The sequence below is a fragment of the Castellaniella sp. genome (assembly GCF_034675845.1).
Classification (GTDB): domain Bacteria; phylum Pseudomonadota; class Gammaproteobacteria; order Burkholderiales; family Burkholderiaceae_B; genus Castellaniella.
On record NZ_JAUCCU010000001.1, the window covers coordinates 867,447 to 891,982 of the forward strand.

The window sequence follows — 24,536 nt, forward strand, 5'->3', positions numbered from 1 at the left end:
CTCCGCCACCCGGCGCACGCGCCGGGACATGCGGTTCAGGACGCGGTTTCCAGCGGGTAGACACCAGCGGCGTCGTGCACCTCGCGCCCGGTCAGCGGCGGGTTGAAAACACAGATGACGCGCAGCGGCGCCGTCCCGCCGCGCAGCCAGTGTTCGTCGTGCTGGTCCAACGCATACACCACCCCCGGTCCCAAGGTATATTTCCGGCCATCGGCAATGGTCTCGATTTCACCATCGCCCTCGATGCACCATACCGCCTCCAGGTGGTTCTGATAGTGGATATGTGTCTCGGTCCCCGGTGCAATTACGGTTTCGTGAAACGAGAACCCCATCTTGTCATCCGCCAACAAAACCCGGCGGCTGGTCCAGTTGGGCGTGACGATTTCCTGATCGGTCCCGATCACTTCGCCGACATGGCGCACAATCATGCATTACCCCCGGCGACCTTGAGCAACCGAGGCCGGCGGCCCAAGGAGGCGAGCACCTCGTTGGTGCTGCGTTCAATGACTTCCAGCCCCTGGATCAGCTGTTCTTCAGGGATGGTCAGGGCAGGCAGGATTTTCAGAACCTCATCATGCGCCCCCGAAGTTTCGATCACCACCCCTTGCTCAAAGGCGCGCCGGGCGATCTGGCTGGCCAGACCATCGCCCACCGGCGTCACCAGCCCCTGAATCAAGCCCCGGCCACGCACCGACAGCCCCGCCGTCCGGCAGCTGTGCGCCAGATTTTCCAGCCAATCGCGCACCAGGCATTCTTTGGCCGCCACAGCCTCGGACAGGACCTCATCGGCCCAGTAAGTCTCCAGGGCCTGGGCGGCGGTGACGAAGGCCAGATTATTGCCCCGGAACGTGCCGCTGTGCGCCCCCGGTTGCCAGACATCGAGTTCGGGCTTGAACAATACCAGCGACATGGGCAGGCCAAAGCCGGACAGGGACTTGGACAAGGTGACGATATCGGGCGAAATCCCCGCTGTCTCGAAACTGAAAAAATGACCGGTGCGCCCGCAGCCCACCTGGATATCGTCCACGATCAGCAGCATGTCGTACCGGCGGCACAGACGTTCGAGTTCGCGCAGCCAATGTTGCGACGCCACGTTCACGCCACCCTCGCCCTGCACGGTCTCGACAATCACCGCGGCGGGATGATCCAGGCCGCTGCTGGGGTCGTCCAGCAGGCGTTCCAGGTAGGCGGCCGTATTGACATCAGGCCCAAAATATCCGTCAAACGGCATGAAGCTGGTATTGCCCAAAGCCACGCCAGCGGCCTGGCGGAATTTTTGATTGGCCGTGGCGGCCAGCGATCCGCCCGACACCCCATGAAACCCATGGGTGAATGAAATGATGTTCTGGCGCCCTTTGATCTGGCGGGCAAGCTTCAGCGCCGCCTCGACTGCATTGGTCCCGGTGGGGCCGGTGAACTGCAGGGTATAGTCCAGTCGGCGGGGTTTCAGGATCAGCCTGTCCACCGTCTGCAGAAAGTATTTCTTGGCGCTGGTGGCCATGTCCAGACCATGCACCACCCCATCCGAATCCAGGTATTCCACCATGCGCTCGCGCAGGATCGGGTTGTTGTGACCGTAATTCAGGGTGCCGGCCCCGCTGAAAAAATCAATATAGCGGCGACCTGCCTCATCGAACAGCTCCGCCCCCCGCGCCTTGGAAAAAATCACCGGAAACGACCGGATGTAGCCCCTGACTTCAGACTCCATCCGGTCAAATATTTCTAAATCCATGCTGTTGCTCCTTGTTGACGTTCGAATAGACGACAGCAACTTATTTCACTGCCGACAAGGAAATGGGCCCAATGCGCAGCAGCGGCTCCGCCTCGTGCGCACCCGCCCCAAACAAAGCCGCCTCGAACAGCGGCAACTCGACCAGCGGGGCCGCCAGCCGATCGGCCAGCCGCGCAAACAAGCGCCGCGAAGCCTGGTTTTTCGGGCCGACGGTGGTTTCCACCCACCGCACCCTGCGCAAAACGCGGCGCAGCAGCAGCTGCCGCAGCATGCGGCCCCCTATGCCCTGACCCCGGATGCGCGGATGCACGGCCACCTGCCAGACAAACAGCACACGGCTGCGCCCCGACGGCAGATACGCCGACACCATGCCCACTATGCCCTGGGCATCTTCGGCCAACACGCAGGTTTGGGGGAAATGTTCCGCCAGCAACAAGTAGAGGTAAATGGAATTCAGGTCCAGCGGCGGGCACTGGGCAACCAGCGCATGCAAGGCGGGGCCATCCGCCTTGCGCGGAGGCCGGAACCGAAGCTGGAATTTATCCTCGGCCGCCGCAAACGGACGGTCGGCCTCTGTTGAATTCAAACCACCAACCCCGATTCGGGCGCTACGCCGGTGACGGGCACATCCAGCATGGGCGACTGCGCATCAGCCACCGGGAGCACGCCGCTATCGGACTCGATCAAACCCACCACGCGTTCGAGCGACAAGGTAATCGTCGCCTGTTCGAGTTCAGGCAGGGCCTTCAGGGAGTCCGCGAGCTTCTGCTGCAGCGGCGAAGGCGTGTCCTGGGCCAGCTTTCGCCCGGCATCCGTGGCGCTGACAAACACAATGCGCCGATCGGCGCGACCACGCTCGCGCACGATCAGGCCTTTGTCCTCCAGGCGGTCCAGGATGCCGACCACGGTGCTGGCGCTGACGTGAACATCGCGGCTGATGGCGGTGGCGGTCAGCGGGCCTTTGTCGATGACGGTGCGCAAGCAGACCAACTGCGGCCCGGTAATGTGGCCGCAGGCTGAAAGCTGCCTGGAATGCAGGGCAACTGCCCGGGTGATTCGGCGCAAGGCCCGCAAGATACGCAGGTCGTAGGCCTGCTGCGCATCCATTTGAGTGTTCATGATGGTGACGTGTTCCTGAAAAATTGATTTCTACTGAAATAATAAGCTAGCTGAACATTATGGTCAAGAACAAATAATCCGGATGCATGGCAGATCAAAAGCCCGGTGCTTGGCGGAACGGGCACGGCATGCGTCTGTGTGCCAGGAATGGGCTGAAATGCTGGCCATATCATAAGTAAAAATGATTTTTATTCGTATTTGCAATTAATAATGATTCTTATTAAGATACCGCAACATCTTTTTTCATGCCTCTGAAAAAACCAACTTTCTCTTGCCCTCGCCGAAGCACCATGAAACTCGTCCCACAGCATTCCCTCCCCTTTGCGCTGTCCCTGCTGACCGCCGCCCTGGGCGCCCCCGTCCTGCAAGCCCAGGAAAACATCACTCAGCTGGACCGGGTGGTCGTGTCGGCTACAGGTTATGAACAGACCGTAGAAGACGCGCCGGCTTCGATTACCGTGCTGCCCCGCGCGGAATTGCAAAAACGCGCCTACAAGGACGTCACCGATGCCCTGAAGGATGTTCCCGGCGTGGTGGTGACCGGCGGTGCCAGCAACAGCGATATCAGCATCCGCGGCATGGGCTCGGCTTATACCCTGATCCTGATCGATGGCCGCCGCCAGAATTCGCGCGAAACCCGCCCCAACAGCGACAATGCAGGCATCGAACAGGGTTGGCTACCCCCGCTGGACGCCATTGAACGCATCGAGGTGATTCGCGGCCCGATGTCGGCGCTGTATGGGTCCGACGCCATGGGCGGGGTGATCAACATCATCACGCGTACAGTTCACCAGGAATGGACCGGCTCGGCGCGGGCTGAAGCCACCATCCAGGAAAATCACAACGCAGGCAATATTTACCAGGGCAGCGTCTATCTGGCCGGGCCCATCAAGTCAGACCTGCTGGGCTTGCAGTTTTATGGGCAATACGTCAATCGCGAGGAAGACCACATCCTGAATGGCTTCAATGATCAGCAACAAAACGCCGGAACGCTCAAGCTGACCCTGACTCCCGATAAAAACCACGATATCGCTGCCGAAATCAGCCGCACCCTGCAAACACGTCGCGCCACTCCGGGCAAATCCAGCGCGGCCACGGGCTGCCGTGGCGGCTGCGATGTGTCGGAAAGCAAATATGGCCGCAACACCTATGCGCTGCGCCATACGGGCCGCTGGGGCTGGGCGACATCCACCACCTATGTGCAGCGCGATGAAACATCCAATGAAGGCCGCAATATGTGGCTGGACAACACCGAGTTCAACACTCAGTGGGTCGTGCCCCTGAAAGCTCACACCCTGACGATGGGATATCAGTTCCTGCGCGAGACCCTGCGCGACGATGGCAACCAGTACGCCACCAGCAGCACCAACCGCCTGGCACGCAACCAATGGGCGATCTATGCCGAAGACGACTGGTACCTGAGCGATACATTCACGGTGACGGCGGGCCTGCGCACAACCAACGACCAGGACTACGGCACCCACTGGACGCCACGCCTGTACGGCGTCTGGCATGCCACCGACAGCCTCAGCATCAAAGGCGGGGTCTCCACCGGCTTCCGGGCCCCCAGCCTGCGCCAAAGCGTGGCCGACTGGGGGCAGATCACCGGCGGCGGGGGCACACCCGCCATCATCATGGGCAACCCGGACCTGAAGCCGGAAACCAGCATCAGCCAGGAACTGGGGCTGATCTGGAACAACGGCAGCAATCTGGACGCCAGCGTGATGCTGTTCAATACGGAATTCAAGGACAAGATTTCCGAGATCCGCCTGTGCACGGATGCGGGACAACAGCCCACCTGCCATGTGATACCGGGCGACGAAGGCTATAAGTTCATCAGCACCCGCACCAATGTGGACCGGGCCACCATGCGCGGCCTGGAAGCCACCATGACCTGGGCCATGACCGACAGCCTGCGGCTGGCCACCAATTACACCTATACGTACTCCAAGCAGAAAACCGGGGCATTTTCCGGCCAGCCGCTGAACAAAATGCCCAAGCACATGATCAATGCCACGCTGGACTGGGACGCCACTGACAAGCTCGGCCTCTGGTCCCGGGCCAATTTTCGCAGCCGCACATCCGAATACCTGAGCCGCACCAGCATGGCGGAAGGCACGCCGTCCTACACCTTTGTGGATGCGGGCTTCAATTATCAGATCAACAAGAAAACCAGCGTGGGCGTGGGGGTCTACAACCTGCTGGACAAACAGATCGGCTACGACGACTACGATACCGTGCTGGACGGGCGCCGCTACTGGGCGCAACTGACGGTGGGTTTCTGACGCTTTCCCTCCATCGACAAAGGCCCCCACAGGGGCCTTTGTCTTATCCGGATCATCCGTGAACGATGTGGCCGATGACGGCAATCACGGATGGATCGCGATCGCGCATCAATGGCCGGAATTCGGATCGATCGCCTCGTCGCTGTGGAAAATGGTGTGGTCCGCCTTGCCCTTGACGGTCAGGAAGCCGGCCACACCCTTTTCAACCCGCGAAAGCGCATGGTCCACCAGCAGGTATCGGCCCGGGTAGTCGGTGACGAACTCGACCATGGTGGCTCCGCCAGGCGGAACCATGGTGGTTTGCACGTCGGTCAGGGGCTTGCTGGTCAGGGACGCCTGATCGTAGACCTTGTCGAAGACCTCGCCAATCACGTGGAAGCTGGAGATCAGGTTGGGGCCGCCCACGCCAAAGAAGATGCGGACATTGTCACCCACGTTGGATTCCATGCTGTAGACCTTGGTCAGGGCATCCATGGAGCCATTGAACATGACGTGCTCCGGATTTTCCGCCAGGAGCTTTTCCAGGGAAAATTCTTGCAGGCCGCTGGCACCGTAGGGCTGGGCGGTATAGAGCTCGCCTTGCATGACATAGAACTCTTTGTCGACTGCGGGCAGTCCGCCCTCGGGCTCGACCAAAATCATGCCGTACATGCCATTGGTAATGTGCTGGGCGACCATGGGCGTGGCGCAGTGATACACAAACAGCCCCACATGGTTGGCCTTGAAGCTAAAGGATTTGGTCTGGCCCGGCGGGACCTGAGTCACGGCGGCGCCGCCGCCTGGGCCAGTCACGGCATGCAGGTCGATCGAGTGGATATGCGTGCTGTCCGGCGCATTGGTGATGTTGAAGGTCACCGTGTCGCCCACCCGTACCCGCACAAACGGACCAGGGACTTTATTGTTGAATGTCCAGAAGCGATACGTGCTGTTATCGCCCAAACGGCCTTCGATTTCGGTGGTCAGCAAGTCAACGGTGATGTCCTTGGGGCCGCGTTTGCCCACCGGAGTGCCGACCTGGCTTGGATCATGGGCAATCTGCGGGGCTTTGACCTGAATTTCATCAGAGGGCTCGCCCACGATGATGTTACCCACCATCCCGGCGGCCTTGTGGCCAGGCAAAGTGCACAAGTATTCAAAGGTGCCGTTCTTGGTCGCCCTGAATACAATCGCCGTAGCGGCACCCTTGCCGGAAATTTGATCTGACTGCGCCTTGAAATCAGGCACTGCAATATCGTGCGTGGCGCCATCGCTATTGATCAGGTTGATCTGCACCACAGCACCCTCGGGGACCTTCAGGTCGGGATTCACCTGGTCCAGAATATCGCCGCGATCACCGATGAAGACGAGCTTGCCGTCGGCAATCGCGGTGCGCAAGGTGAAGGTGACATCGGGCTTGTAGGTGACGGACTGGCTATCGTGGGTGACGGGGCCATGCTCAGCCCAAGCAGGGCCAAGCCCTAGTCCTGCTGCCAACAACAGGCCTGACAGAATATAGCGGATCAATCGCATACTTACCCCCGGAAACTAATTGATATCGAAACAGTTGCCATTTAGACCTTATAGGCCTAATGTCATGATCTCTACTGTACTGCACCCAGGCTGACGGTAGCAGGCAGTTGGGGGAAGACCACGACAAAAAGCAAGACTTCCACACAACAAAATCGGGTGATTAATACTGTAAGCTACAAATATCCTGATAAGGAACTTATAATCCCCCTGGAAGCACGGGGGCTTTTTCTTCCCGTTGCTTATTTTTTTGCGGGCTTCATTATTTTGGCTGACACTCCCTCCCCTGGGCCTAGCACCCGGATCACCATGCTGAGACGTGTCCCGGTGGCTCCCGAGTCCACGCGGTGTTCCACCTGTATGCTCAATGCCATCTGCCTGCCCCTGGGCATGGCGCGCCAGGATGTCGCGAAGATGGACGAGCTCATCAAGGAACGCATTCGTCTGCCCAAAGGCGGCTCCCTGTATCGCCAGGGCGACGCAGCAGAGGCTATCTACGGGCTGCGCTCGGGGTCCATGAAAACCCAGATCGAAGACGCCAGCGGCCAGGTCCAGATCACGGGGTTCTTGCTGCCAGGCGAAATCCTGGGCATGGATGGCCTGATGCACGCGCAGCAGGCATCCCATGCCATTGCTCTTGAAGACACCGAAGTCTGCGTTATCCACCTGGACGAAATGGACCGTCTGACACCCCAGCTGCCCTCACTGAATCTGCAACTACGCAGGCTGATGAGCAAGGAAATCAGCCGTTCGCACCAGCAGTTGCTGTCCTTGGGCAGCCTGCGCTCTGAACAGCGCGTGGCGGCGTTCTTATTGAATCTATCCCAGCGGCTACAGATACTGGGGTATTCACCACACGAATTCATCCTGCGCATGAGCCGCGAGGAAATCGGGAATTTCCTGGGTCTGACCCTGGAAACCGTCAGCCGCCTGTTTTCCCGGTTTGCCCGTGAAGGCCTGATCCGCGTTCAGCAGCGCGAAGTCCAGATCCTGGATGTCGCCAGCCTGCAAGCCCTGTCCGGCGCGGATTGCGGATAATCCACTGACCGCGCAGCCCCCTTCAGTTCAGGGGGTCGCCAAAATCATCCAAGATGACCCCGCGCGGGGCCAGGCGCAAGGTCAGGGCGCTGGATAATGCCGTCATGATCCAGAACAAAAAGAAACCCAGTGTGTATACGGTCAGGCGATTGGCGCGCAGTTCGCCTAAAAACACCAGATCCAAAGGATCGACCAGCACAAACACCACCCCGCTGACGATCCCCGCCATGAGAAATGAAGGCCATAAAATCCACATCAAATCGCGTGTGTGCAGCATAGAGGCCCCCCGTACTTACTGTGTGGATGAGGCTGGCGAAGTCACCACCAACCCTTGCCGGACCCCGCCATCGAATATTTCCTGATCGCCGTAGGACTGGAATGCCAGCACAATCGTGATGACGCAGCCCACCACCGCCACGGCAGGCCCCAACAACAGCAGCCAGGGCCAGCGATGCTGCCACCAGGGGCGGCCTTCGGACAGTTTTGACAGGTCTTTTTGGCGGGCTGGCATATCGGAGGCCTTATTAGTTAGGAACATAAAAACTGGATTTCTCAATGACCTGGGTGGTGTCACCCGGTGTCCGGGAACCCTCGGTCTTGATGCTGATATCGTACAGGCCGGGCTTCAGGTCGCCAATCGGTGCGCGCAGCACCACCGGCACCAAGCGGTTGGACGAACCATCGACCTGCACCATGCTGTCACCGTGGTCAGCCGTCACCAGCACCAGACCCGGCACACCGCTGGCAGACAGATCGAGCACAATGGGTTCCTCGGAGGAATTGATGATCTGCAGCCGATAAACGTTTTCGATCTGACCACCGGCGACTTCCCGACCCAAGGCCCCGCGATCACGAATCACATCTACCCGTAGTGTGGTACGAGTCGCCAGCGAAAACACGAAGCCGATGAAAATCACCCCCAGCAGCGCTGTATACGCCAGAACACGCGGGCGCAGCATGCGACGACGCACCTGCGGCTGCGTCAGACGTTCGGTGATGGCATTGCCTGAGGTATAGCGGATCAGGCCGCGCTCGTAGCCCATTTTATCCATGACCGAGTCACAGGCATCGACACAGGCGCCGCACCCGATACACATGTATTGCAGACCATCTCGGATGTCGATGCCCGTGGGACAGACCTGCACACACAGGCTGCAATCCACGCAGTCGCCCATGCCGGCTTCTTTGTGATCGATCTTGCGTGAACGCCCACCTCGCGGCTCGCCGCGCACGTGATCGTAGGTCACGACAAAGGTATCGTTATCCACCATGACGCTTTGAAAGCGCGCATAAGGGCACATGTACTTGCATACGGCCTCGCGCATAAAACCGGCATTGCCCCAGGTAGCAAAGGCATAAAACAGCATCCAGAACCACTGCCAGGGGCCCAGATCAAAGGCCAGCAAGTGCGCGCCAAGATCACGGATGGGGGCAAAATATCCGATGAAGGTATAGCCGGTCCATAGCGCCAACACGACCCACAGGCTGTGCTTGATGGCCTTCAAGCGGAATTTACGCGCATTCCAAGGCTGCTCGTCCAGGCGGATGCGCGCCAGGCGGTCGCCCTCGACCCGCGCCTCGATCCACATGAACAATTCAGTGTAGACCGTCTGGGGGCAGGCATATCCACAGAATAGCCGCCCCGCCATGGCGGTAAACAGAAACAAGGCGAACGCCGACAGCACCAGCAAAACAGCCAGGTAAATGACATCCTGGGGCCACAGCACCATGCCGAACAAATAGAATTTGCGAGCGCCCAAGTCGAACAGCACCGCCTGACGGTCATGCCACTGAATCCACGGCAGGCCATAGAACACAGCCTGTGTCAGAAAGACCATCAGCACCCGGATGCGGGCAAAATGTCCTTGCGCCGAACGCGGATAGATTTTCGAACGCACATCCGCCAAGGCCTTTTCCACCTGAGGAGACGCACCGCCCCCCGAGCCCTTGCGTATCCGGCGCACGGGCTTCCAGGCCGGGTCGTCACGCGATTCTGGCGTGGCGGCCTGTGGGGGGGATTGCTTCTGCATGGTGTCCTCTGTGTGGCTAACTGGTCTGCGTGACAGGCCCTTGTGGTTGATATGAGATCGGCAGGAGGCAGCCATCCATGATCGAATGGCTGCCTGACTGACTTAGCTGGGATTGGATTGACCCCAGACCCAGGCGGCCAGCAGACGGATCTGCTCTGGCGTCAGGTGGTTTTCCTGGGCCGGCATCTGGTTATCGCGCCCATTGTTGATGGTCTCGATGATGGTGCCCTCGGAGCTGCCATACAACCAGATATCATCCGTCAAATTAGGCGCACCCAACATCGTGTTGCCCTTGGCATCCACCCCGTGGCAAGCCACACAATAGGTATCGAATCCGCGCTTGCCGGCATTGACCCGCAAGGGGTCGTGCGCCAGACCAGACAAGGACCGGACATATTGGGCAATGGCGGCCGCTTCTTCGGGCTTGATCACGGCCCCCCAAGGCGGCATGATGCCGTGGCGACCCTTGGCAATGGTCTCCAGGATTTGCTCGGGTTCGCCCCCCCACAGCCAATCGCTATCGGTCAGGTTGGGGAAGCCCCGCCCGCCTTTGGCATCTGAACCATGGCACTGGGCACAGTTGTTCAGAAACAGACGCTGACCGATATCGCGTGCCTGCAGATCGGCGGCGATTTCTGGAATCGGCATTTCGCGGAAGCGTTCGTAGATGGGCTGAACCTGGGCATTGAGGGTTTCTTGCTGTTCCAGCACCTGTTTGCCTGCCGTAAAGCCCAAGGTACCCTTGAAGCTGCCCAGACCCGGATAAAGCACCAGATAGCCAAAGGCAAAAACACACAACAACAGGTAGAACACCGTCCACCAACGCGGCACCGGATTATTCAGCTCGGTCAGGTCTTCGTCCCAGACGTGGCCGGTGTCTTCGACCACCTTGACGTCGGACTTCAGCCATTGACGCTGTGAAAACAGCAGATACACGCACCAGACAATCCCGCCAAGCGCAATGACGGAAATGTAATAGCTCCAGAAACTATTGATGAAATCACTCATGGGTATCCCCGGCTTTCTTGTCGTTTGGATGCTTGCCTAGCTGGTATTCCTCGGGCAAATCGAAAGGGAGTTTTGCGGATATGCGGTTCGCCTCGGCGCGATGCGACGACCAGGCCCACCAGACAATGCCGATGAAGGTCAGCATGGCCAACACCGTCATCACCGCGTTGATCACGGCCATCATGTCATTGCTCCCCGGTTTTCATGATTGCTTCGGCGGCTGCACGGCTGGCTACGCCCAGGCCCTGCAGATAGGCCACCACGGCATCTTCCTCGGTCTTGCCGACCAGCGCCTGCGGTGCAGCCTCGATGTCCGCATCGGTGTACGGCACGCCAATCATGCGCAAGGCCTTCATGCGATCCTGGACATCAGCCCCTTCGACTGTGTTTTTCTGCAACCAGGGATACGACGGCATATTGGATTCCTTCACCACATCACGCGGGTTGCGCAAGTGAATGCGGTGCCACTCGTCCGAATACCGTTGGCCGACCCGGGCCAGATCAGGGCCGGTGCGCTTGGAGCCCCACAGAAATGGGTGCTCGTAGACGGATTCGCCTGCCACCGAGTAGGGCCCATAGCGCTGAACCTCGGACTGCAGCTTGCGAATCTGCTGCGAATGGCAGCCCACGCAGCCCTCACGAATATAGATGTCGCGCCCCACCAACCGTAAGGATTCGTAGGGGACCACACCCTCGACGGGCGTGGTGGTGGAGTGCTGGAAAAACAGCGGCACGATCTGCGCCAGACCAGAGAAAGACACCACCAGAATGCTGAAGAAAATCAGCAGCCCGACGTTGCGCTCCAGCAACTCGTGAGAAAAACGTTTTTTTGTACCAGACATGGTGGTGAACTCCTTAAGCCGATGCCGGCACGGCAGTGAGGGGAACGTCACGGGGGTCTGCGGTTTTCAGCGGCACAGGCGGATTGATGCCTTCTTGGCCACGCACGGTCAGCCAGGTATTCCAGGCCATCAAGCACATACCCACCAGGAAGAACAGCCCACCCAATGCCCGAATGGCATAGAACGGATAGGTAGCCTTGACGACCTCGACGAAGCTGTACGTGAGCATGCCATCGGCTTCGGTGGCGCGCCACATCAGACCCTGCATGACCCCGGCAATCCACATGGCGGCGATATACAGCACCACACCCAGGGTAGCCAACCAGAAATGCAGGTTGATCAGGCCCGGCCGCGCCATGGATTCACGGCCGTACAGGCGCGGAATCAGGTAGTACAAGGAGCCAAAGGTAATCATGGCAACCCAACCCAAGGCGCCTGAGTGCACATGCCCAACGGTCCAGTCGGTGTAGTGCGACAGGGCATTGACTGTGCGGATGGCCATCATGGAGCCTTCGAAGGTGGACATGCCATAGAAGGACAGCGCCACCACCATGAATTTCAGGATAGGATCGGTGCGCAGCTTATGCCAGGCGCCGGACAGGGTCATGATGCCGTTGATCATGCCGCCCCAGGACGGTGCCAGCAGAATCAAGGAAAACGCCATGCCCAGGGATTGCGTCCAATCGGGCAGCGAGGTATACAGCAGATGGTGCGGGCCGGCCCACATATAGGTGAAGGCCAGCGACCAGAAGTGCACAATCGACAGACGATAGGAATAAATGGGCCGTTCGGCCTGTTTTGGCACGAAGTAATACATCATGCCCAAAAAGCTGGTGGTCAGGAAGAAGCCCACCGCATTGTGTCCATACCACCACTGCACCATGGCATCCTGCACCCCAGGATAGATGGAATAGGATTTCCAGGCCGACACAGGCATTTCAAGATTATTGAATATGTGCAGCATCGCGATCGTCAGGATATAAGACCCAAAGAACCAGTTCGCGACATAGATGTGCTTGACCCGGCGCTTGACGATGGTGCCAAAGAAGACCACGGCATAAGCCACCCAGACCAGCGTGATCAGGATGTCCAGTGGCCATTCGAGTTCGGCGTATTCCTTGGTGGAGGTGAAGCCCATGGGCAGCGTGATGACCGCCCCCACCAGCACGGCCTGCCAGCCCCAGAACGTGAACGCGGCAAGCTTATCCAGGTATAGCCGCGCCTGACAGGTGCGCTGCACCACGTAATAAGAAGTGGCGAACAATGCGCTGCCGCCAAAGGCAAAAATCACAGCATTGGTGTGCAAGGGCCGCAGGCGCCCGTAGCTCAGCCATGGCGTGTTGAAATTAAGCTCGGGCCATATCAATTGCGAGGCGATAAAAACGCCCATCCCCATGCCCACAACCCCCCAAAATATGGTGGCTATCGTGAACTGGCGGACGATTCGATAATTGAAAGTTTCGGCCGATGCTCCGGAGCTCCCGGTCGTGCCCATAGGTATTCCCCTCGAAACAAGTTAAAACGAAATTTTTATAAACCTGAATGTTCCCTGAACCAGCAGGAATTGGCCTTGATTTAAATCAATCTTGTGCAGAACACCCCCTGTCGTCATCGTCCAGGACGGATTGGGCGGCAGCCTGGGTATCATCGAATTGACCGGAAAATATCGCCCACCAAAGCGCCACCCCGATCCCCAGGACAAACAGCAGCGAAATCGGCAGCAGCAGAAATAAACCGTCCACGGAAGGCCTCAGGCAAGTTCGACGGCGGATTGGCGGCCCTGCCCGCCCAGCGAACCGATACGGGTCAACCGCCAGGCATTGGCAGCCACCGCCAGAGAAGACAGCAGCATCGTAATGGCGGCCAGCCAGGGTTGCACCAGACCAAAAGCAGCCAACGGTGTCATCAGCACATGCCAAGCCAGTGAGCCATACAAATTCTGGAGAGCGACGCGACGGGTGGCCTGATCCAGCTGTGCGGGCTGCGGGTTGGGCGAAGTATCTGCCAGTCGCAGCCACGCCGCCCGGCGGGCCGCCAGGGCGGACGGCACCGACATGGACATGGCACAGGGACAGCTCATGACCAGCAAGGCTACTGTCACTGCCAATGCTTGCGAGGAACCGGCCTGCCACCACCAGGCGCCGACCAGCGCGGCCAGCAGGATCTGGATGCAGACGAACCAAAAGGCCACGCGATCTGCCTGCGCCAACAAATGCGCGTCGGCGGCCATCTGGCCGGACGGAGTTTGATCAGGACTTGGATCGGCGTCATCGGACATGCCGACTGACTGGCGTGCGCAAAATTCCAGAAAACGGGCACTCAGCAAAAAGGCCACGAACATGGAGACCGAGTCGAAATAGACCTCGCCCACATCGTTCCAGGTCGCCCACACGCTAGGAATGAATGCCGCCAAAATACCCAAGGCCACCGGCACATCCATGCCTACCTTGGCCTGAGCCAGACTGCGCAGCGCGCCGCGCCACACAGGCCAGGCGCAATACAGCACCAGGGGCACACAAAGGATCAGGCTAAGCCAATTCATCAATAGAATGGCTTGCTCCAGTGCCTGCTGGGAATCCGCCGAACGTGCGCCATGGCGCAGATAGCCAGGAAAAGCCAGCATCATGACCTGCATCATGATGAGCCAGGCCAAGCCAGTACGCGCCAGCATATGCCGACGGGACCGGCGCATGGCGTCGCTCATGAATGGCGGTGGCGTCAGCAAGGATAACGTGGACATGAGTGGACTATAGCCAGTCGATCTCACCCTGGCTTTGACTTAAATCAAAATTGATCCAGATCATGGCCGGGCTGAATTTGAAGATTAAAAAAGCCGCCCCAAAAGGGACGGCCTTAAAGCGATGCCGCCGACTGCAGAGCCGACGGCAATCAGCGAGACAACTTAGTTGGCCGAGGTGCGCTTGGCGGTGACGGGCTTGGCAGCCTTGGTCACATCAGCAGCGGCCTTCAGGGTGGCGTTGGTGGCTGCCGTGAAGTTCGACTCGGCGGCGCTGGCGGCCTGACGAGCGGCCTTGGTGGCGGACTCGTAGGCGTTGTTGGCGGTGGCCAGGGAAGACTTCAGGATGGCGACAGCGCCTTCCGAGCCCGTGGGGGCGTTGCGAGCGATTTGCTCGACGACTTCAGCCACGCGGTCCTGGTTTTGGGACAATTGGGCTTCGGCCAACTTGCTCAGTTCACCTTGCATGCCGGTCAGGATTTCGTAGACGTCCTTGCCGTAGGACACGGCCTGCTCGGGGCGCACCCAGGCGGAGGTCAGAGCCAGCAGCTCTTGGGCGTCTTTCAGCTCGGTGGCGTCTTGGGATTTCTGGGCCACGTCGTCCAGAGCAGCCTTGGTGGCCTTCAGGTTCAGGTCAACCAGCTTTTCGAAGCTGCTGAAAATCGTGCCTTGCACGGCCAGGAAATTGTCGACGACGGCTTTTTGCGAGACCAGCAGGTTTTGGGGGGTTGCGCTCATGATGACTCCTTGTCAGTAAGTGAAGGCTGCCATAGAGGCATAATGCCTGGGGCCTTCTCGATCGCAGCTTAATTGCTGCATCGCACAAATGAAATTTTAAAGGAATCCAGCTGTATGTCAAGAGTTATTTGCTGCAACGCAACAAACTAATGTTGTGCCTCGTAGCCCAGGGCTTCGGAAATACTGGAGGTGGCCGTCAGCAGCAGGGGAATCCAATCGTCGCGCATGCGCTCGGCGGGGGCCGATAGGGAGAGCCCCGCCAGCAAAGTTCCGGTGTCGTCATACACCCCGGCGGCAATGCAGCGCACGCCGAGTTCGAGTTCTTCGTTGTCGCGTGAATAACCATGGCGACGCACCAGGGCGAGTTCGCGTTCGAGTTGATCCAGCTGGGTGAGGCTGTTGCGGGTGGTGCCTGACAATCCTGTGCGCATGGCATAGCTGCGCACGGCGCGCGCGTCCCAGGTGGCCAGGAAAAGCTTGCCGGTGGAGGTCAGGTGCAAAGGCGCCCGCCCCCCGATGGCACGCACCACTTGCATGCCGGAGCGTTCGCTCCAGGCACGCTCGATATAGACGATTTCGTCACCCTGGACCAGAGACAGATTGACCGTCTGGCCGGTCTGGCGATGGAGTTCGCGCATGGGGCCGATTGCCGCTGTGCGCACATCCAGGCGACCCTTGACCAGGGAGCCGAGTTCCAGCAAGCGCATGCCCAGGCGGTACAGGCCGCTGTCCACGCGCTCGACATAGCGGCCCACTGCCAAGTCAGCCAGAATGCGGTGGGTGGTGGAGGCATGCAGACCAGTAGCGGCCGCCAGATCCTTCAGGGCGATGGGATCGCGTTGACTGGCCAGCGCATCCAGAATACGCATGGCCCGATCCAGCACCTGTATGGTGACAGGACCTGACTCAGTCGCTGAATCATGCAGCGCTGGTGAGAGAGACGACTCGGCGGGACGAGAGCTGGATAAACGGGCCATGATTTGCTTTTGTTGCGTTGCCACAATTCCATATTATGAAATAACATTCCATATAGCAAGCCCTGATTAGCAATCAAAGGGGTGGATTCAGGCTGCCGCCCAGGGCTTGAACCTGATCGCGCAGCCAGGCCAGCGCCTGGGCAGCGGCTTCGGGCGCGCCCTTGACGCCTAGTTCGATATGGGGGTGGCCACCACGATCCCCCACATTGGGCAGGCTGAAGGCACGGATACCCGGCCAGTGCTGCTCCAGGAATTCCAGTGCAGGGGTGATGCGGGATTCTGGCAACCCAAATACCAAAAAAGAATGTTCGATGCGAATTTCCTGGTGATGCCAGCAGGCGTAGCGCGTGTCCAGCGTCCAGGCCATCATGGCATGCGCCATGACAGGAAAGCCCGGCATGAAACTGTGATCGCGGATAAAGAAGCCCGGAATCCGGTTATAGCTGTTGGGAATGATCTCGGCCCCCAGCGGGAATACCCCCATCTGCAGGCGCTGTTGATTTTCAGGGATGGACATATCGGCACTGCCCTGGCCTTTGGCTGCAGTCTCGGCACAGCGTTCGCCAATCAGGCGAGCGGCCTCGGGGTGTAGCGCCAGACCCACACCCAGGGCACGCGCAGCCGCCTGACGGGTGCGGTCATCCGGCGTCGCGCCTATGCCCCCGCAACAAAACACCAGATCCGGCGTCGCGAAACTGCGCTGCAGACAAGCCACGATATCGTCCTCGTCATCGGAAATGAATTCGGCGGCGTGCAGGCGCATGCCACGGGCCTGCAGCAGTTCGATGAGCTTGGTGAAATGCTGATCCTGACGGCGCCCGGACAGTATTTCGTCGCCGATGGCGATCAGGCGCACCCGAGGCACAGGCAGGCCGGACGAGGCGGGCTCGGGGGCTGGCGCATGCAAAGCATGTTGTGACACATCTGGCTGGGTGGGCATGATGGAAATCCAAATAAGCTTAGTATGGTGCAGCCGATCCGGCAGATACGGCTCGCCGATTACATATCAATCACGGTCTCGGCCCGCAGGCGGGCGATGGCGGTGAGGCAAAAATGGGCATATACCAGCGCCGAAAACACAGGCATGACCAGCCAGAACAGAGGAATCAGATTGATCAAGCCCAGAATACCGGCGATCAACCACAACTGACGGCTATGCCGCCGCCACAACAGGCGACGTTCTGTTGGGCTGGCATGTTCTATCATGGCATCCACCCGCAACATGCGGTTTAACGCAAAAGCCCACCAGAACACGGGCAGGATCAGCGGCATCGGGGGGATCAGCCACAAAGGCATGGTAATGATCCAACCCAGGCAAAACAGAATGGCCACCCAGATGGCATTCCAGGTGCCCAACACCGTAGCATGCTGGCCCTGACGGCCAAGGCCCTGGTACTGGCGGTGTTCCAGATGCTGCAGCACCAGCGGCATGACAAAAACAGCCGCAATCACCAAGCCCAATATACCGGCCATGGGCAGCAGCAGGCCGACGGCCATCAAAGGCACCAGCCAGAGTTTCAGGGAAAACAGCCCGACCGCCACCAGCCAGCCATCCACGGTGTTGAACACCCCCCAGGACGAGGCTTCCTGGTTCAGCCAGTCGGTCAGGGGAGTCCAGAAAAACCACAGCAGCAGCACCGCCCCCAAAGTGGCGATCAAAAAAGGCAAAAACAGCGCCGCCAGCATGCGCGGATGCAGCTGACTGCGCAGTGCGCGCCGAAAAGCCTGTCCGACCAGGGACAAACCATTGGATACTTGTGAATCCCGCACGGCGGGAACTGGATGCCTCATGTGGCACACACCTGTCAGAATGTAGAAAGAAATTCCATACTATATTGCGCCTATGAAACTATTCAACCCCCACACTGACTTGTCGGCCCTGCGCACCCGTTTGACGGAAGATCACGGACTGCGCGTGGTCTGTTATTGCGCCGCCTGGTGCCGCACCTGCGATACCTATAGGCCTGCCCTGGAGACCCTGGCTGGGCAGTTGCCGCACTGGACTTTCATCTGGGTGGATATCGAAGACAGCCCCGGCTGGCTGGGGGATGAAGACATCGAAAACTTCCCGACGGTCCTGGTGCAAGACCGCGTCGGCACCCGTTTTTGGGGCGTGCAACTGCCATATGTCGAACACCTGCAGCGCCTGCTGGAGGGGGCGGAACACCTGCCTGTCACTGCCGACGGCCCTGGTCAGGTGGATCAGTTGGTGCAAACCTGAATCAGATGGGCTTGCGGGCGCCGCCCAGCAATACACCCACCGAATACCGGGCGGGGGCGGCAGCGGGCCGTACATTGGCCCCAGACACCGCCTGGCCGGCTGGGGCAGGCACATAGGGCTTGGTGAAAAAATCATCCAGCGGCGCCTCGGCGGCGCGCCAGCCACCACTGGACCGATGCCCACCCACGGGGTGGCGGCGGGATACCCGGGGCAGGTCCAGCTCGCCGCGCGGAATCTTGGTCTTGATGAATTTTTCGATATCCAGCAAATAGCGTTCTTCGTCGGGCGTGAACAAGGCAATAGCCTCGCCCTCGGCGCCGGCTCGGCCGGTACGGCCAATGCGGTGCACATAGTCCTCGGGATTGCGCGGAAGGTCATAATTGATGACGCAGGGAATGCCCGCCACATCCAACCCTCGGGCGGCGACATCGGTGGCCACCAGGACCTCCAGGGTGCCGGCCTTGAAGGCGTCCAGCGCCTTCATGCGTTCGATCTGGGATTTATTGCCGTGTATGGATTCGGCGCTGACGCCGTCTTGTTCCAACTGGCGGGCCAGCCGACTGCAGCCGATCTTGGTGTTGGAAAACACGATCACCTGGCTGAGCTTGCGGGATTTGACCAGATGCACGACCGCCCGGCGTTTGGCATCGGTATCCAGCGGATAGGCGATCTGGGTGACCGTATCCGCCGTGGCATTGGGGCGGGCGGCCTCGATTTCGACGGGCGTGCGCAGAAAACTGCGGCCAAGCTTGCGGATCTCGGGGCTGAAGGTTGCGGAAAACAGCAGACCCTGGCGCCCCGGCGGCAGCAGCCGCATGATGCGGTCCAGATCCGGCAGAAAGCCCATATCCAGCATGCGGTCGGCCTCGTCCAGCACCAGAATGCCCACCTGGCTGAGGTTGACGTTGCGCTGTTCTATGTGGTCAAGCAATCGACCAGGCGTGGCGATGAGGATTTCGCAGCCCTGCCGCAACTGTTCTTTTTGGGGACGAATATCCACCCCGCCAAACACGACAGCTGCCCGCAAGGGCACAAACTGGCTGTAACGCTGCACGTTTTCGTGGATCTGATCTGCCAGTTCGCGCGTGGGTGTCAGGATCAGGGCCCGTACCGGGTGGCGCGCCGGCGATGCACTGGTGTTGGCAAAAGGCATCAGACGATGCAGAATGGGCAAGGAAAATGCAGCGGTCTTGCCGGTACCGGTTTGGGCGGCCCCCATGACATCGCGCCCAGACAGGGCAATGGGGATGGCTTTGGCCTGGATAGGCGTGGCAGACACATAGCCAGTGGCCTGGATGGCCTGCATAATGCCTGGATGCAGGCCAAACTGGCCAAACTGAACAATGGGTTCGGCGGTGGAGTCGGTAGGGGTGGATTCGGTCATTCGTAGCCAGGGGAACACAGGTGCCCGAATTGGCTCTGTGCGTTATGAACACATCATTTTACAGTGCATCGTCGCCAGGCGGGCAATTGGTACAATATGACCCAACTAATTATGGGAGAAGGCAATGTCCATGGCTGACCGCGATGGGGTGATCTGGTATGACGGCAAGCTCGTGCCTTGGCGCGACGCCACCACCCACGTCCTGACACATTCCCTGCATTATGGCCTGTCGGTCTTCGAAGGCGTGCGCGCCTATAAAACCGACCACGGCCCGGCAATCTTCCGCCTGGAAGAGCACACGCGCCGCCTGTTCAATTCTGCGCATATTTACCAGATCAAGATCCCCTACACCCACCAGGCGATCTCGGACGCCCAAATCGAAGTCGTGCGCCGCAACCAGCTGGACTCCTGCTACATCCGGCCCATCGTGTTCTATGGCTCCGAAAAAATGGGGGTCTCGCCCAAGGGCTCCCAGGTGCACGTCGCCATCGCCGCCTGGTCCTGGGGTGCCTACCTGGGCGAAGAAGCCCTGAAACAAGGCATTCGCGTCAAGATCTCGTCCTATGCGCGCCAACATGTCAACGTCACCATGCCGCGGGCCAAAATCGCCAGCACTTACGCCAATTCCATCCTGGCAAACGCCGAGGCCCTGGACCACGGCTACGACGAGGCCATCTTGCTGGACACCAATGGTTTCGTGGCCGAAGGCGCGGGTGAAAACCTGTTCATCGTGCGCGACGGCGTCCTGATCGAACCCGACATCGCCTGCGCCCTGACCGGCATCACGCGCGCCTCCATCCACCAGCTGGCCGCCGACCTCGGCATCCAGGTGGCCTCGCGCCGCCTTACCCGCGACGACCTTTATATCGCCGACGAAGCCTTCTTCACAGGCACCGCCGCCGAAGTCACGCCCATCCGCGAGATCGACGGCCGCCAGATCGGCGCAGGCGAACGCGGGCCCGTCACCGCCCAGCTCCAAAAAGCCTTCTTCGATGCCGTCACGGGCAAAACCCCTAAATACCACCATTGGCTCTCAAAGGTCTGACAGGAACAAGCATGAGCAGCACATCCAACCCCACCCAGAAACCCGACCCCATCGTGGTCGGCGCCGCCGATCTGCCGGTCTATTGCCCCGGCCCGGATGCACCGCTGTGGCGCATGCACCCGCGCACCTACATCGAGGTCCTCAAGAACGGCGTGGCCAAATGCCAATACTGCGGCACTGAATACGTGCTGCGCGAAGGCGATCATCCCCATAGTCACGAACAGGCCGGCATTCGCCTGTAGCCTCCTGAACCGGCCCCTTTGCGGGGCCGATTTTTATCCTACCGCCTGAAAGGCTCCAGCAGGGCCCGCCGGTTTTCCAGGTGATCCCGCAGCTCGCGGATCAGCATATCCAGGCGCGACTGCTCGTAGAAATCCTGAGACAGGTTACGCGCCTGCTGCAGATGTTCCATCGCTGTGGGCAATGCCCCGGTCTGCTCAAAATACCGGGCCATGACCTCGTGGGCCTGAACCTTGTCGCCCAGGCGCTCCAGGCTATTGGCCAGCAACTCCAGGAAATCAGGCACCTGCGGCCACTGCTGGACGACGGCTTGTAGAAACTTGACTGCGGCCTGATCCTGCCCGGCCGCCTGCAAGGCACGCGCCCGGGCATCCGCCACCCCCTGGTTTTGAGGCCAACGCTTCCAGGCCTGGGCCGAGGCCTCCAGGGCCGCAGCAACGCCCTGCTGGCGCGCCAGACTGATCAACAACATATCCAGCTGTGGCGCACCCTGGATTGCCTGAGCCTGCTCAATCCGCTGGCGGGCAGCAGCCATATTGCCAGCCTTCCAGTCCAGCCAGGCCAGGCCAAATAAAGCGGCGGCCTTGCGACTGCCCTGATCGTCTCGGATATCGCCCCGAAATGCCTGTTGCAAGCGCTGCAGGGCTTCGTTGCTGCGCGCCTGGATCAGGGCCAGCCGGACCCGGATAAACCAAAATTCGGCGTCCATGGTCGACACACCACCGGTATCCTCCGTGAGACGATTTTCAATATCGGACATGCGCTGGATCGACAAGGGATGGGTGGATGCATAGCCGCCCCCCGTGCCTTCGTTCAGACGCGACGCATTCATCAGGCGACGAAACATATCCAGCATGCCCCGGGGATCAAACCCCGCCTGGCGCATCATTTGAAAGCCTGCGCGGTCGGCTTCCTGTTCGGCGCTGCGCGAAAACCCCAGCTGACGATCAATCGTGGCGGCCTGGCCAAAGGTGGCCATCCCCATGGCCAGATCGCCCTGCCCGGCCAGGGCCGCCAGCAAGGCCCCGATCATGCTGGCCACCATCAGGCCGGTGCCCTGGGCCTGTTGCGTGATGCCACGCGCAATATGGCGCTGCATCACGTGCCCGATTTCGTGGGCCAGCACCCCGGCCAATTCAGATTCGCTCTGGGCGGCCAATACCAGACCGCTATTGATACCGATATAGCCGCCCGGCAAGGCAAACGCGTTGATCGCGGGATCGCGCACCGCAAACACCGTGATGGTCTGTTCCAGGGGCTGTGGGGCTTTGGCAGCCAGTTTGCGCCCCAGATCCGTCAGATATTGATTCACATCCAGGTCGGCGATGTAGGTCGGATCGTGACGGCCTTGTTCCATGATGGCCTGCCCCAGCGTGCGTTCGACCAGGGGTGAAAGCTCGGCAGCCGAAGCCGCCCCCAGAGAGGGCAAGCCCACGGGCTGCGCCTGCAGCGGAGCCACGCCTGACAGGCCCAGTGCCAGGCAAAGCGCCTGGGCGGCAAAACGCTGCCGAATCGGCTTCATGAGGCGGTTCCTAGCTTGCGCGGCAAGTGCCGGATGCCTGGTTGCCGCAAACGCCCCTTGGAGGACAAGCGCAGCCAGGTGGCCAGGGCCACCAGCAGGCCAAAGGTTTCGACCAAGGCGGCAGGCACCCACATCACCAAGCCGCCGATCACCTGATCATCCAACGCGGTAAAGCCAGGCAAGGCCCGTCCGCAAAGATCAAACAAAGGATAAAGATCCACCGTGGAAAAAGCGATGAAAGCCCCTGCCACCATCTGCGGCGCCATTGTCAGCACCGGCGATAAAATCCGGCCCTTTGGGGTCATGGCTGCCGGGAGATGCGGTCGGCGATCCAGAATCAGGTTCCAGTACAACAGCCCGCTGATCACGACCGACCAGTTCATGAAGCGGTAGATCCGCCAATCCAGCATGGAATAAAACTGCACGGTGGGCTCCAGCCAGACCAGCACCAGCAGGACAAACAACAAGGGAATCAAAATACGGTGCGTGGCCAGGTGTTCCAGCACGCGCAGCGCACTATGCCGCCGCGCCGCCGCCAGCCTGACCCGCCAGGACAAAGGCAAGCCGGCCCGCAAGACTTGCCCCGGATAGGCCGCCATCACCAGCAAAGGCCCCAGGTGGTGCAGCACCAGGTGCTGAATGCGATGAATGAAGAACATGCGCTCGGCGTAGTAGTCCACCCGCGTGTGCAAGGACAAATACAGCATGATCCAACCAAGCCAGAACAGCCATTGCCGCAAGCGACCCACCCGGTGTGCGCGGCACCCCCGCACAAACAGCCAGGCCGTCGCGATAAAGGCCAGCACCAGCGTGGGAGAGGATTCCCAGGGCTGCAGCCAGGCAAGCAAATCGATCACCGCACAGTCATCCCAAAAACATAGCGCTTCATTGTAATAGACCCGAGCGCACCCCAGCGCGTTAAAATGCCTGTTTTCCCACCCCATTCCTCCATGCCTGCCCCGACTTACGACATCGCGATCCTGGGTTCCGGCCCGGTTGGCTGCGTACTGGCCCTAAGCCTGGCGCGCCACGCCCCCGATCCCCGGCGTATTGCCCTGATGGGTCCGGCCCCGGCCACCCGACAGCCGGGGCAATCCATCGACCCGCGCGCACTGGCACTGAATCACGGCAGCCAGCACATCCTGCAGCATCTGGGGGCCTGGCCCGCGCTGGCTGCCGATATCCTGACCGTACATGTCTCCCAGGTGGGGCACTTGGGCCGTACGCTGATCGATCAGGCGGAATTGGCCGCCCCCCGGCTAGGCAGCGTGGTGGCCTATGACGACCTGCTGGATACGTTGCAGGCGGCGGTCCAGACCAGCGGCATTACCCGCATTCTTGAACACCCGCCCCGGCCCCTGGCCGGTCGGCCTGTCACCTTGGCCCTCGCCGAGGGCCAGGCCCACAGCCGACTGGCCTTGATTTCCGACGGCGCCCGCCCCAAAGGCCTGCAGCGCCAATATCAGCAAAGCGCCGTGCTGGCCACCATCCGAGCCAGCCGCCCGGCTGTCGGCCGCGCGTTTGAACGCTTCACCCGCACAGGTCCTCTGGCCCTGCTGCCGCACCCCGCAGGCCCCGATCTATACAGCCTGGTCTGGTGCATCCACCCCCAGCAAGCCCAAAAGCTGGCGGCACTGCCCGACGCGGCCTTTGACCAAGCGCTGCAACAGGCCTTCGGCCAGCGCCTGGGCAGCCTGCAACGCCTGGGCCCAGCCAATACTTTCCCGCTCTCGCTGCACGTCGGCCCCAGCCTGCAAGGCCAGGGCATCGTGGCCGTCGGCAACGCCGCCCAAACCATGCACCCGGTCGCCGGCCAAGGCCTGAACCTGGGACTGCGCGATGCCATGCAACTGGCCCACACCCTGCAGCCCTGGCTGACCGCCCCCGAACAGGATGCCCAGCCATTGTTGGCCCAATTCGCCCGGGCACGCCGCCTGGACCGTGGCCTGACCATCAGCATTACCGACACCCTGCCGCGCTTGTTTGCGACCGAAAACCCGTTGATCCGCCACGCCTGCGGCCTGGGCCTGCTTGCCCTGGACCTGATCCCCGCACTGCGTAAGCCACTGGCTCGTCACCTCCTGCAGGGCCAGCGCCTGTAAGGCGCCCGAC

At 60.3% G+C, this 24,536-nt stretch carries 27 protein-coding genes; 6 read left to right on the forward strand and 21 right to left on the reverse strand.

Annotation, left to right across the window (positions count from 1 at the left end):
• Positions 1–35: 35 nt before the first annotated feature.
• The 4 genes from VDP81_RS04240 to VDP81_RS04255 are packed head-to-tail and all read right to left on the reverse strand — an operon-like array spanning position 36 to position 2,851.
• Positions 36–428, reverse strand: a complete 393-nt coding sequence (locus VDP81_RS04240; RefSeq protein ID WP_322996883.1) for an ectoine synthase — start codon at positions 426–428, stop codon at positions 36–38.
• Positions 425–1,732: a diaminobutyrate--2-oxoglutarate transaminase gene (ectB, locus tag VDP81_RS04245; RefSeq protein WP_322996882.1), complete on the reverse strand. Its 1,308-nt coding sequence runs from the start codon at positions 1,730–1,732 to the stop codon at positions 425–427. Before ectB ends, VDP81_RS04240 begins: the two co-directional genes overlap by 4 nt.
• A gap of 40 nt (positions 1,733–1,772) precedes the next feature.
• Positions 1,773–2,318 (reverse strand): diaminobutyrate acetyltransferase, encoded by a 546-nt coding sequence (ectA, locus tag VDP81_RS04250; protein ID WP_322996881.1) that lies wholly within the window; start codon positions 2,316–2,318, stop codon positions 1,773–1,775.
• Positions 2,315–2,851 carry a MarR family transcriptional regulator gene (locus VDP81_RS04255; protein WP_322996880.1) on the reverse strand — a complete coding sequence of 179 codons (537 nt, stop codon included), beginning with the start codon at positions 2,849–2,851 and terminating at the stop codon, positions 2,315–2,317. The genes ectA and VDP81_RS04255 overlap by 4 nt, the downstream gene beginning before the upstream one ends.
• 290 nt (positions 2,852–3,141) lie before the next feature.
• On the opposite strand from VDP81_RS04255, the gene VDP81_RS04260 reads away from it, so the two are divergent.
• Positions 3,142–5,136, forward strand: coding sequence for a ligand-gated channel protein (locus tag VDP81_RS04260; RefSeq protein ID WP_323011660.1), 1,995 nt, complete (start codon positions 3,142–3,144; stop codon positions 5,134–5,136).
• Positions 5,137–5,244: 108 nt separating this feature from the next.
• Here the strand turns inward: VDP81_RS04260 and nirK are convergent, their stop codons facing one another.
• Positions 5,245–6,645 (reverse strand): copper-containing nitrite reductase, encoded by a 1,401-nt coding sequence (nirK, locus tag VDP81_RS04265; RefSeq protein WP_323011661.1) that lies wholly within the window; start codon positions 6,643–6,645, stop codon positions 5,245–5,247.
• 306 nt (positions 6,646–6,951) lie between these two features.
• Between nirK and VDP81_RS04270 the strand changes: the two genes are divergently transcribed.
• Positions 6,952–7,680, forward strand: coding sequence for a helix-turn-helix domain-containing protein (locus VDP81_RS04270; RefSeq protein WP_322996877.1), 729 nt, complete (start codon positions 6,952–6,954; stop codon positions 7,678–7,680).
• A 22-nt stretch (positions 7,681–7,702) separates the two neighbouring features.
• Here the strand turns inward: VDP81_RS04270 and VDP81_RS04275 are convergent, their stop codons facing one another.
• The 13 genes from VDP81_RS04275 to VDP81_RS04335 form a co-directional block, all read right to left on the reverse strand.
• The gene (locus VDP81_RS04275; RefSeq protein ID WP_416233206.1) at positions 7,703–7,957 is read right to left on the reverse strand and encodes a hypothetical protein; all 255 of its coding nucleotides are present in this window, start codon (positions 7,955–7,957) and stop codon (positions 7,703–7,705) included.
• A gap of 15 nt (positions 7,958–7,972) precedes the next feature.
• Positions 7,973–8,191 carry a hypothetical protein gene (locus VDP81_RS04280; RefSeq protein WP_322996876.1) on the reverse strand — a complete coding sequence of 73 codons (219 nt, stop codon included), beginning with the start codon at positions 8,189–8,191 and terminating at the stop codon, positions 7,973–7,975.
• 13 nt (positions 8,192–8,204) lie between these two features.
• Positions 8,205–9,710 carry a cytochrome c oxidase accessory protein CcoG gene (ccoG, locus tag VDP81_RS04285; protein WP_322996875.1) on the reverse strand — a complete coding sequence of 502 codons (1,506 nt, stop codon included), beginning with the start codon at positions 9,708–9,710 and terminating at the stop codon, positions 8,205–8,207.
• A 102-nt stretch (positions 9,711–9,812) separates the two neighbouring features.
• Positions 9,813–10,718, reverse strand: a complete 906-nt coding sequence (gene ccoP, locus VDP81_RS04290) for a cytochrome-c oxidase, cbb3-type subunit III (protein ID WP_322996874.1) — start codon at positions 10,716–10,718, stop codon at positions 9,813–9,815.
• Positions 10,711–10,902: a CcoQ/FixQ family Cbb3-type cytochrome c oxidase assembly chaperone gene (locus VDP81_RS04295; RefSeq protein ID WP_322996873.1), complete on the reverse strand. Its 192-nt coding sequence runs from the start codon at positions 10,900–10,902 to the stop codon at positions 10,711–10,713. Before VDP81_RS04295 ends, ccoP begins: the two co-directional genes overlap by 8 nt.
• Before the next feature lies 1 nt (position 10,903).
• A complete protein-coding gene (gene ccoO, locus VDP81_RS04300) occupies positions 10,904–11,560 on the reverse strand; it encodes a cytochrome-c oxidase, cbb3-type subunit II (RefSeq protein WP_322996872.1) in 657 nt (218 codons plus the stop codon).
• 13 nt (positions 11,561–11,573) lie between these two features.
• Complete coding sequence (gene ccoN, locus VDP81_RS04305) at positions 11,574–13,055, reverse strand: cytochrome-c oxidase, cbb3-type subunit I (protein ID WP_322996871.1); 1,482 nt, start codon at positions 13,053–13,055, stop codon at positions 11,574–11,576.
• An 85-nt stretch (positions 13,056–13,140) separates the two neighbouring features.
• Entirely contained in the window at positions 13,141–13,302 is a 162-nt protein-coding gene (ccoS, locus tag VDP81_RS04310; protein WP_322996870.1) for a cbb3-type cytochrome oxidase assembly protein CcoS, read from the reverse strand.
• Between the two features lie 8 nt (positions 13,303–13,310).
• The gene (locus VDP81_RS04315) at positions 13,311–14,300 is read right to left on the reverse strand and encodes a hypothetical protein (protein ID WP_322996869.1); all 990 of its coding nucleotides are present in this window, start codon (positions 14,298–14,300) and stop codon (positions 13,311–13,313) included.
• Positions 14,301–14,462: 162 nt separating this feature from the next.
• Positions 14,463–15,035 carry a phasin family protein gene (locus tag VDP81_RS04320; protein ID WP_322996868.1) on the reverse strand — a complete coding sequence of 191 codons (573 nt, stop codon included), beginning with the start codon at positions 15,033–15,035 and terminating at the stop codon, positions 14,463–14,465.
• A 146-nt stretch (positions 15,036–15,181) separates the two neighbouring features.
• Complete coding sequence (locus VDP81_RS04325; RefSeq protein WP_322996867.1) at positions 15,182–16,012, reverse strand: IclR family transcriptional regulator; 831 nt, start codon at positions 16,010–16,012, stop codon at positions 15,182–15,184.
• A 73-nt stretch (positions 16,013–16,085) separates the two neighbouring features.
• Complete coding sequence (locus VDP81_RS04330; protein WP_323011662.1) at positions 16,086–16,952, reverse strand: competence/damage-inducible protein A; 867 nt, start codon at positions 16,950–16,952, stop codon at positions 16,086–16,088.
• Positions 16,953–17,011: 59 nt separating this feature from the next.
• Positions 17,012–17,803 carry an EI24 domain-containing protein gene (locus VDP81_RS04335; RefSeq protein WP_322996865.1) on the reverse strand — a complete coding sequence of 264 codons (792 nt, stop codon included), beginning with the start codon at positions 17,801–17,803 and terminating at the stop codon, positions 17,012–17,014.
• Between the two features lie 52 nt (positions 17,804–17,855).
• Here VDP81_RS04335 and VDP81_RS04340 point away from each other — a divergent pair, with 52 nt between their 5' ends.
• The gene (locus tag VDP81_RS04340; protein WP_322996864.1) at positions 17,856–18,233 is read left to right on the forward strand and encodes a thioredoxin family protein; all 378 of its coding nucleotides are present in this window, start codon (positions 17,856–17,858) and stop codon (positions 18,231–18,233) included.
• A 1-nt stretch (position 18,234) separates the two neighbouring features.
• On the opposite strand, the gene VDP81_RS04345 is transcribed toward VDP81_RS04340, so the two are convergent.
• Positions 18,235–19,617 (reverse strand): DEAD/DEAH box helicase, encoded by a 1,383-nt coding sequence (locus tag VDP81_RS04345; protein WP_323011663.1) that lies wholly within the window; start codon positions 19,615–19,617, stop codon positions 18,235–18,237.
• A gap of 124 nt (positions 19,618–19,741) precedes the next feature.
• On the opposite strand from VDP81_RS04345, the gene VDP81_RS04350 reads away from it, so the two are divergent.
• Together VDP81_RS04350 and VDP81_RS04355 are read left to right on the forward strand one after the other, a co-directional pair.
• The gene (locus VDP81_RS04350) at positions 19,742–20,662 is read left to right on the forward strand and encodes a branched-chain amino acid transaminase (RefSeq protein ID WP_322996862.1); all 921 of its coding nucleotides are present in this window, start codon (positions 19,742–19,744) and stop codon (positions 20,660–20,662) included.
• A gap of 11 nt (positions 20,663–20,673) precedes the next feature.
• Positions 20,674–20,904 carry a zinc-finger domain-containing protein gene (locus VDP81_RS04355; protein ID WP_322996861.1) on the forward strand — a complete coding sequence of 77 codons (231 nt, stop codon included), beginning with the start codon at positions 20,674–20,676 and terminating at the stop codon, positions 20,902–20,904.
• A gap of 38 nt (positions 20,905–20,942) precedes the next feature.
• On the opposite strand, the gene VDP81_RS04360 is transcribed toward VDP81_RS04355, so the two are convergent.
• Positions 20,943–22,424 carry a M48 family metalloprotease gene (locus VDP81_RS04360; protein ID WP_323011664.1) on the reverse strand — a complete coding sequence of 494 codons (1,482 nt, stop codon included), beginning with the start codon at positions 22,422–22,424 and terminating at the stop codon, positions 20,943–20,945.
• Positions 22,421–23,278: a cytochrome c oxidase assembly protein gene (locus VDP81_RS04365; RefSeq protein ID WP_322996944.1), complete on the reverse strand. Its 858-nt coding sequence runs from the start codon at positions 23,276–23,278 to the stop codon at positions 22,421–22,423. Before VDP81_RS04365 ends, VDP81_RS04360 begins: the two co-directional genes overlap by 4 nt.
• A 96-nt stretch (positions 23,279–23,374) precedes the next feature.
• Here VDP81_RS04365 and VDP81_RS04370 point away from each other — a divergent pair, with 96 nt between their 5' ends.
• A complete protein-coding gene (locus VDP81_RS04370) occupies positions 23,375–24,526 on the forward strand; it encodes an FAD-dependent monooxygenase (protein ID WP_323011665.1) in 1,152 nt (383 codons plus the stop codon).
• Positions 24,527–24,536: the final 10 nt, after the last annotated feature.

Bases quoted from the DNA above. Each gene is read 5' to 3' on its own strand.
- VDP81_RS04240 (WP_322996883.1), bottom strand. From the start codon at position 428: ATGATTGTGCGCCATGTCGGCGAAGTGATCGGGACCGATCAGGAAATC.
- nirK (WP_323011661.1), bottom strand. From the start codon at position 6,645: ATGCGATTGATCCGCTATATTCTGTCAGGCCTGTTGTTGGCAGCAGGA.
- VDP81_RS04260 (WP_323011660.1), top strand. From the start codon at position 3,142: ATGAAACTCGTCCCACAGCATTCCCTCCCCTTTGCGCTGTCCCTGCTG.
- VDP81_RS04355 (WP_322996861.1), top strand. From the start codon at position 20,674: ATGAGCAGCACATCCAACCCCACCCAGAAACCCGACCCCATCGTGGTC.
- VDP81_RS04255 (WP_322996880.1), bottom strand. From the start codon at position 2,851: ATGAACACTCAAATGGATGCGCAGCAGGCCTACGACCTGCGTATCTTG.
- VDP81_RS04360 (WP_323011664.1), bottom strand. From the start codon at position 22,424: ATGAAGCCGATTCGGCAGCGTTTTGCCGCCCAGGCGCTTTGCCTGGCA.
- VDP81_RS04320 (WP_322996868.1), bottom strand. From the start codon at position 15,035: ATGAGCGCAACCCCCCAAAACCTGCTGGTCTCGCAAAAAGCCGTCGTC.
- VDP81_RS04315 (WP_322996869.1), bottom strand. From the start codon at position 14,300: ATGTCCACGTTATCCTTGCTGACGCCACCGCCATTCATGAGCGACGCC.
- ccoO (WP_322996872.1), bottom strand. From the start codon at position 11,560: ATGTCTGGTACAAAAAAACGTTTTTCTCACGAGTTGCTGGAGCGCAAC.
- ccoN (WP_322996871.1), bottom strand. From the start codon at position 13,055: ATGGGCACGACCGGGAGCTCCGGAGCATCGGCCGAAACTTTCAATTAT.
- VDP81_RS04295 (WP_322996873.1), bottom strand. From the start codon at position 10,902: ATGATGGCCGTGATCAACGCGGTGATGACGGTGTTGGCCATGCTGACC.
- VDP81_RS04330 (WP_323011662.1), bottom strand. From the start codon at position 16,952: ATGCCCACCCAGCCAGATGTGTCACAACATGCTTTGCATGCGCCAGCC.
- VDP81_RS04370 (WP_323011665.1), top strand. From the start codon at position 23,375: ATGCCTGCCCCGACTTACGACATCGCGATCCTGGGTTCCGGCCCGGTT.
- VDP81_RS04340 (WP_322996864.1), top strand. From the start codon at position 17,856: ATGAAACTATTCAACCCCCACACTGACTTGTCGGCCCTGCGCACCCGT.
- VDP81_RS04335 (WP_322996865.1), bottom strand. From the start codon at position 17,803: ATGAGGCATCCAGTTCCCGCCGTGCGGGATTCACAAGTATCCAATGGT.
- VDP81_RS04280 (WP_322996876.1), bottom strand. From the start codon at position 8,191: ATGCCAGCCCGCCAAAAAGACCTGTCAAAACTGTCCGAAGGCCGCCCC.
- VDP81_RS04350 (WP_322996862.1), top strand. From the start codon at position 19,742: ATGTCCATGGCTGACCGCGATGGGGTGATCTGGTATGACGGCAAGCTC.
- ectB (WP_322996882.1), bottom strand. From the start codon at position 1,732: ATGGATTTAGAAATATTTGACCGGATGGAGTCTGAAGTCAGGGGCTAC.
- VDP81_RS04275 (WP_416233206.1), bottom strand. From the start codon at position 7,957: ATGCTGCACACACGCGATTTGATGTGGATTTTATGGCCTTCATTTCTC.
- VDP81_RS04325 (WP_322996867.1), bottom strand. From the start codon at position 16,012: ATGGCCCGTTTATCCAGCTCTCGTCCCGCCGAGTCGTCTCTCTCACCA.
- ccoG (WP_322996875.1), bottom strand. From the start codon at position 9,710: ATGCAGAAGCAATCCCCCCCACAGGCCGCCACGCCAGAATCGCGTGAC.
- ccoP (WP_322996874.1), bottom strand. From the start codon at position 10,718: ATGAGTGATTTCATCAATAGTTTCTGGAGCTATTACATTTCCGTCATT.
- VDP81_RS04270 (WP_322996877.1), top strand. From the start codon at position 6,952: ATGCTGAGACGTGTCCCGGTGGCTCCCGAGTCCACGCGGTGTTCCACC.
- VDP81_RS04345 (WP_323011663.1), bottom strand. From the start codon at position 19,617: ATGACCGAATCCACCCCTACCGACTCCACCGCCGAACCCATTGTTCAG.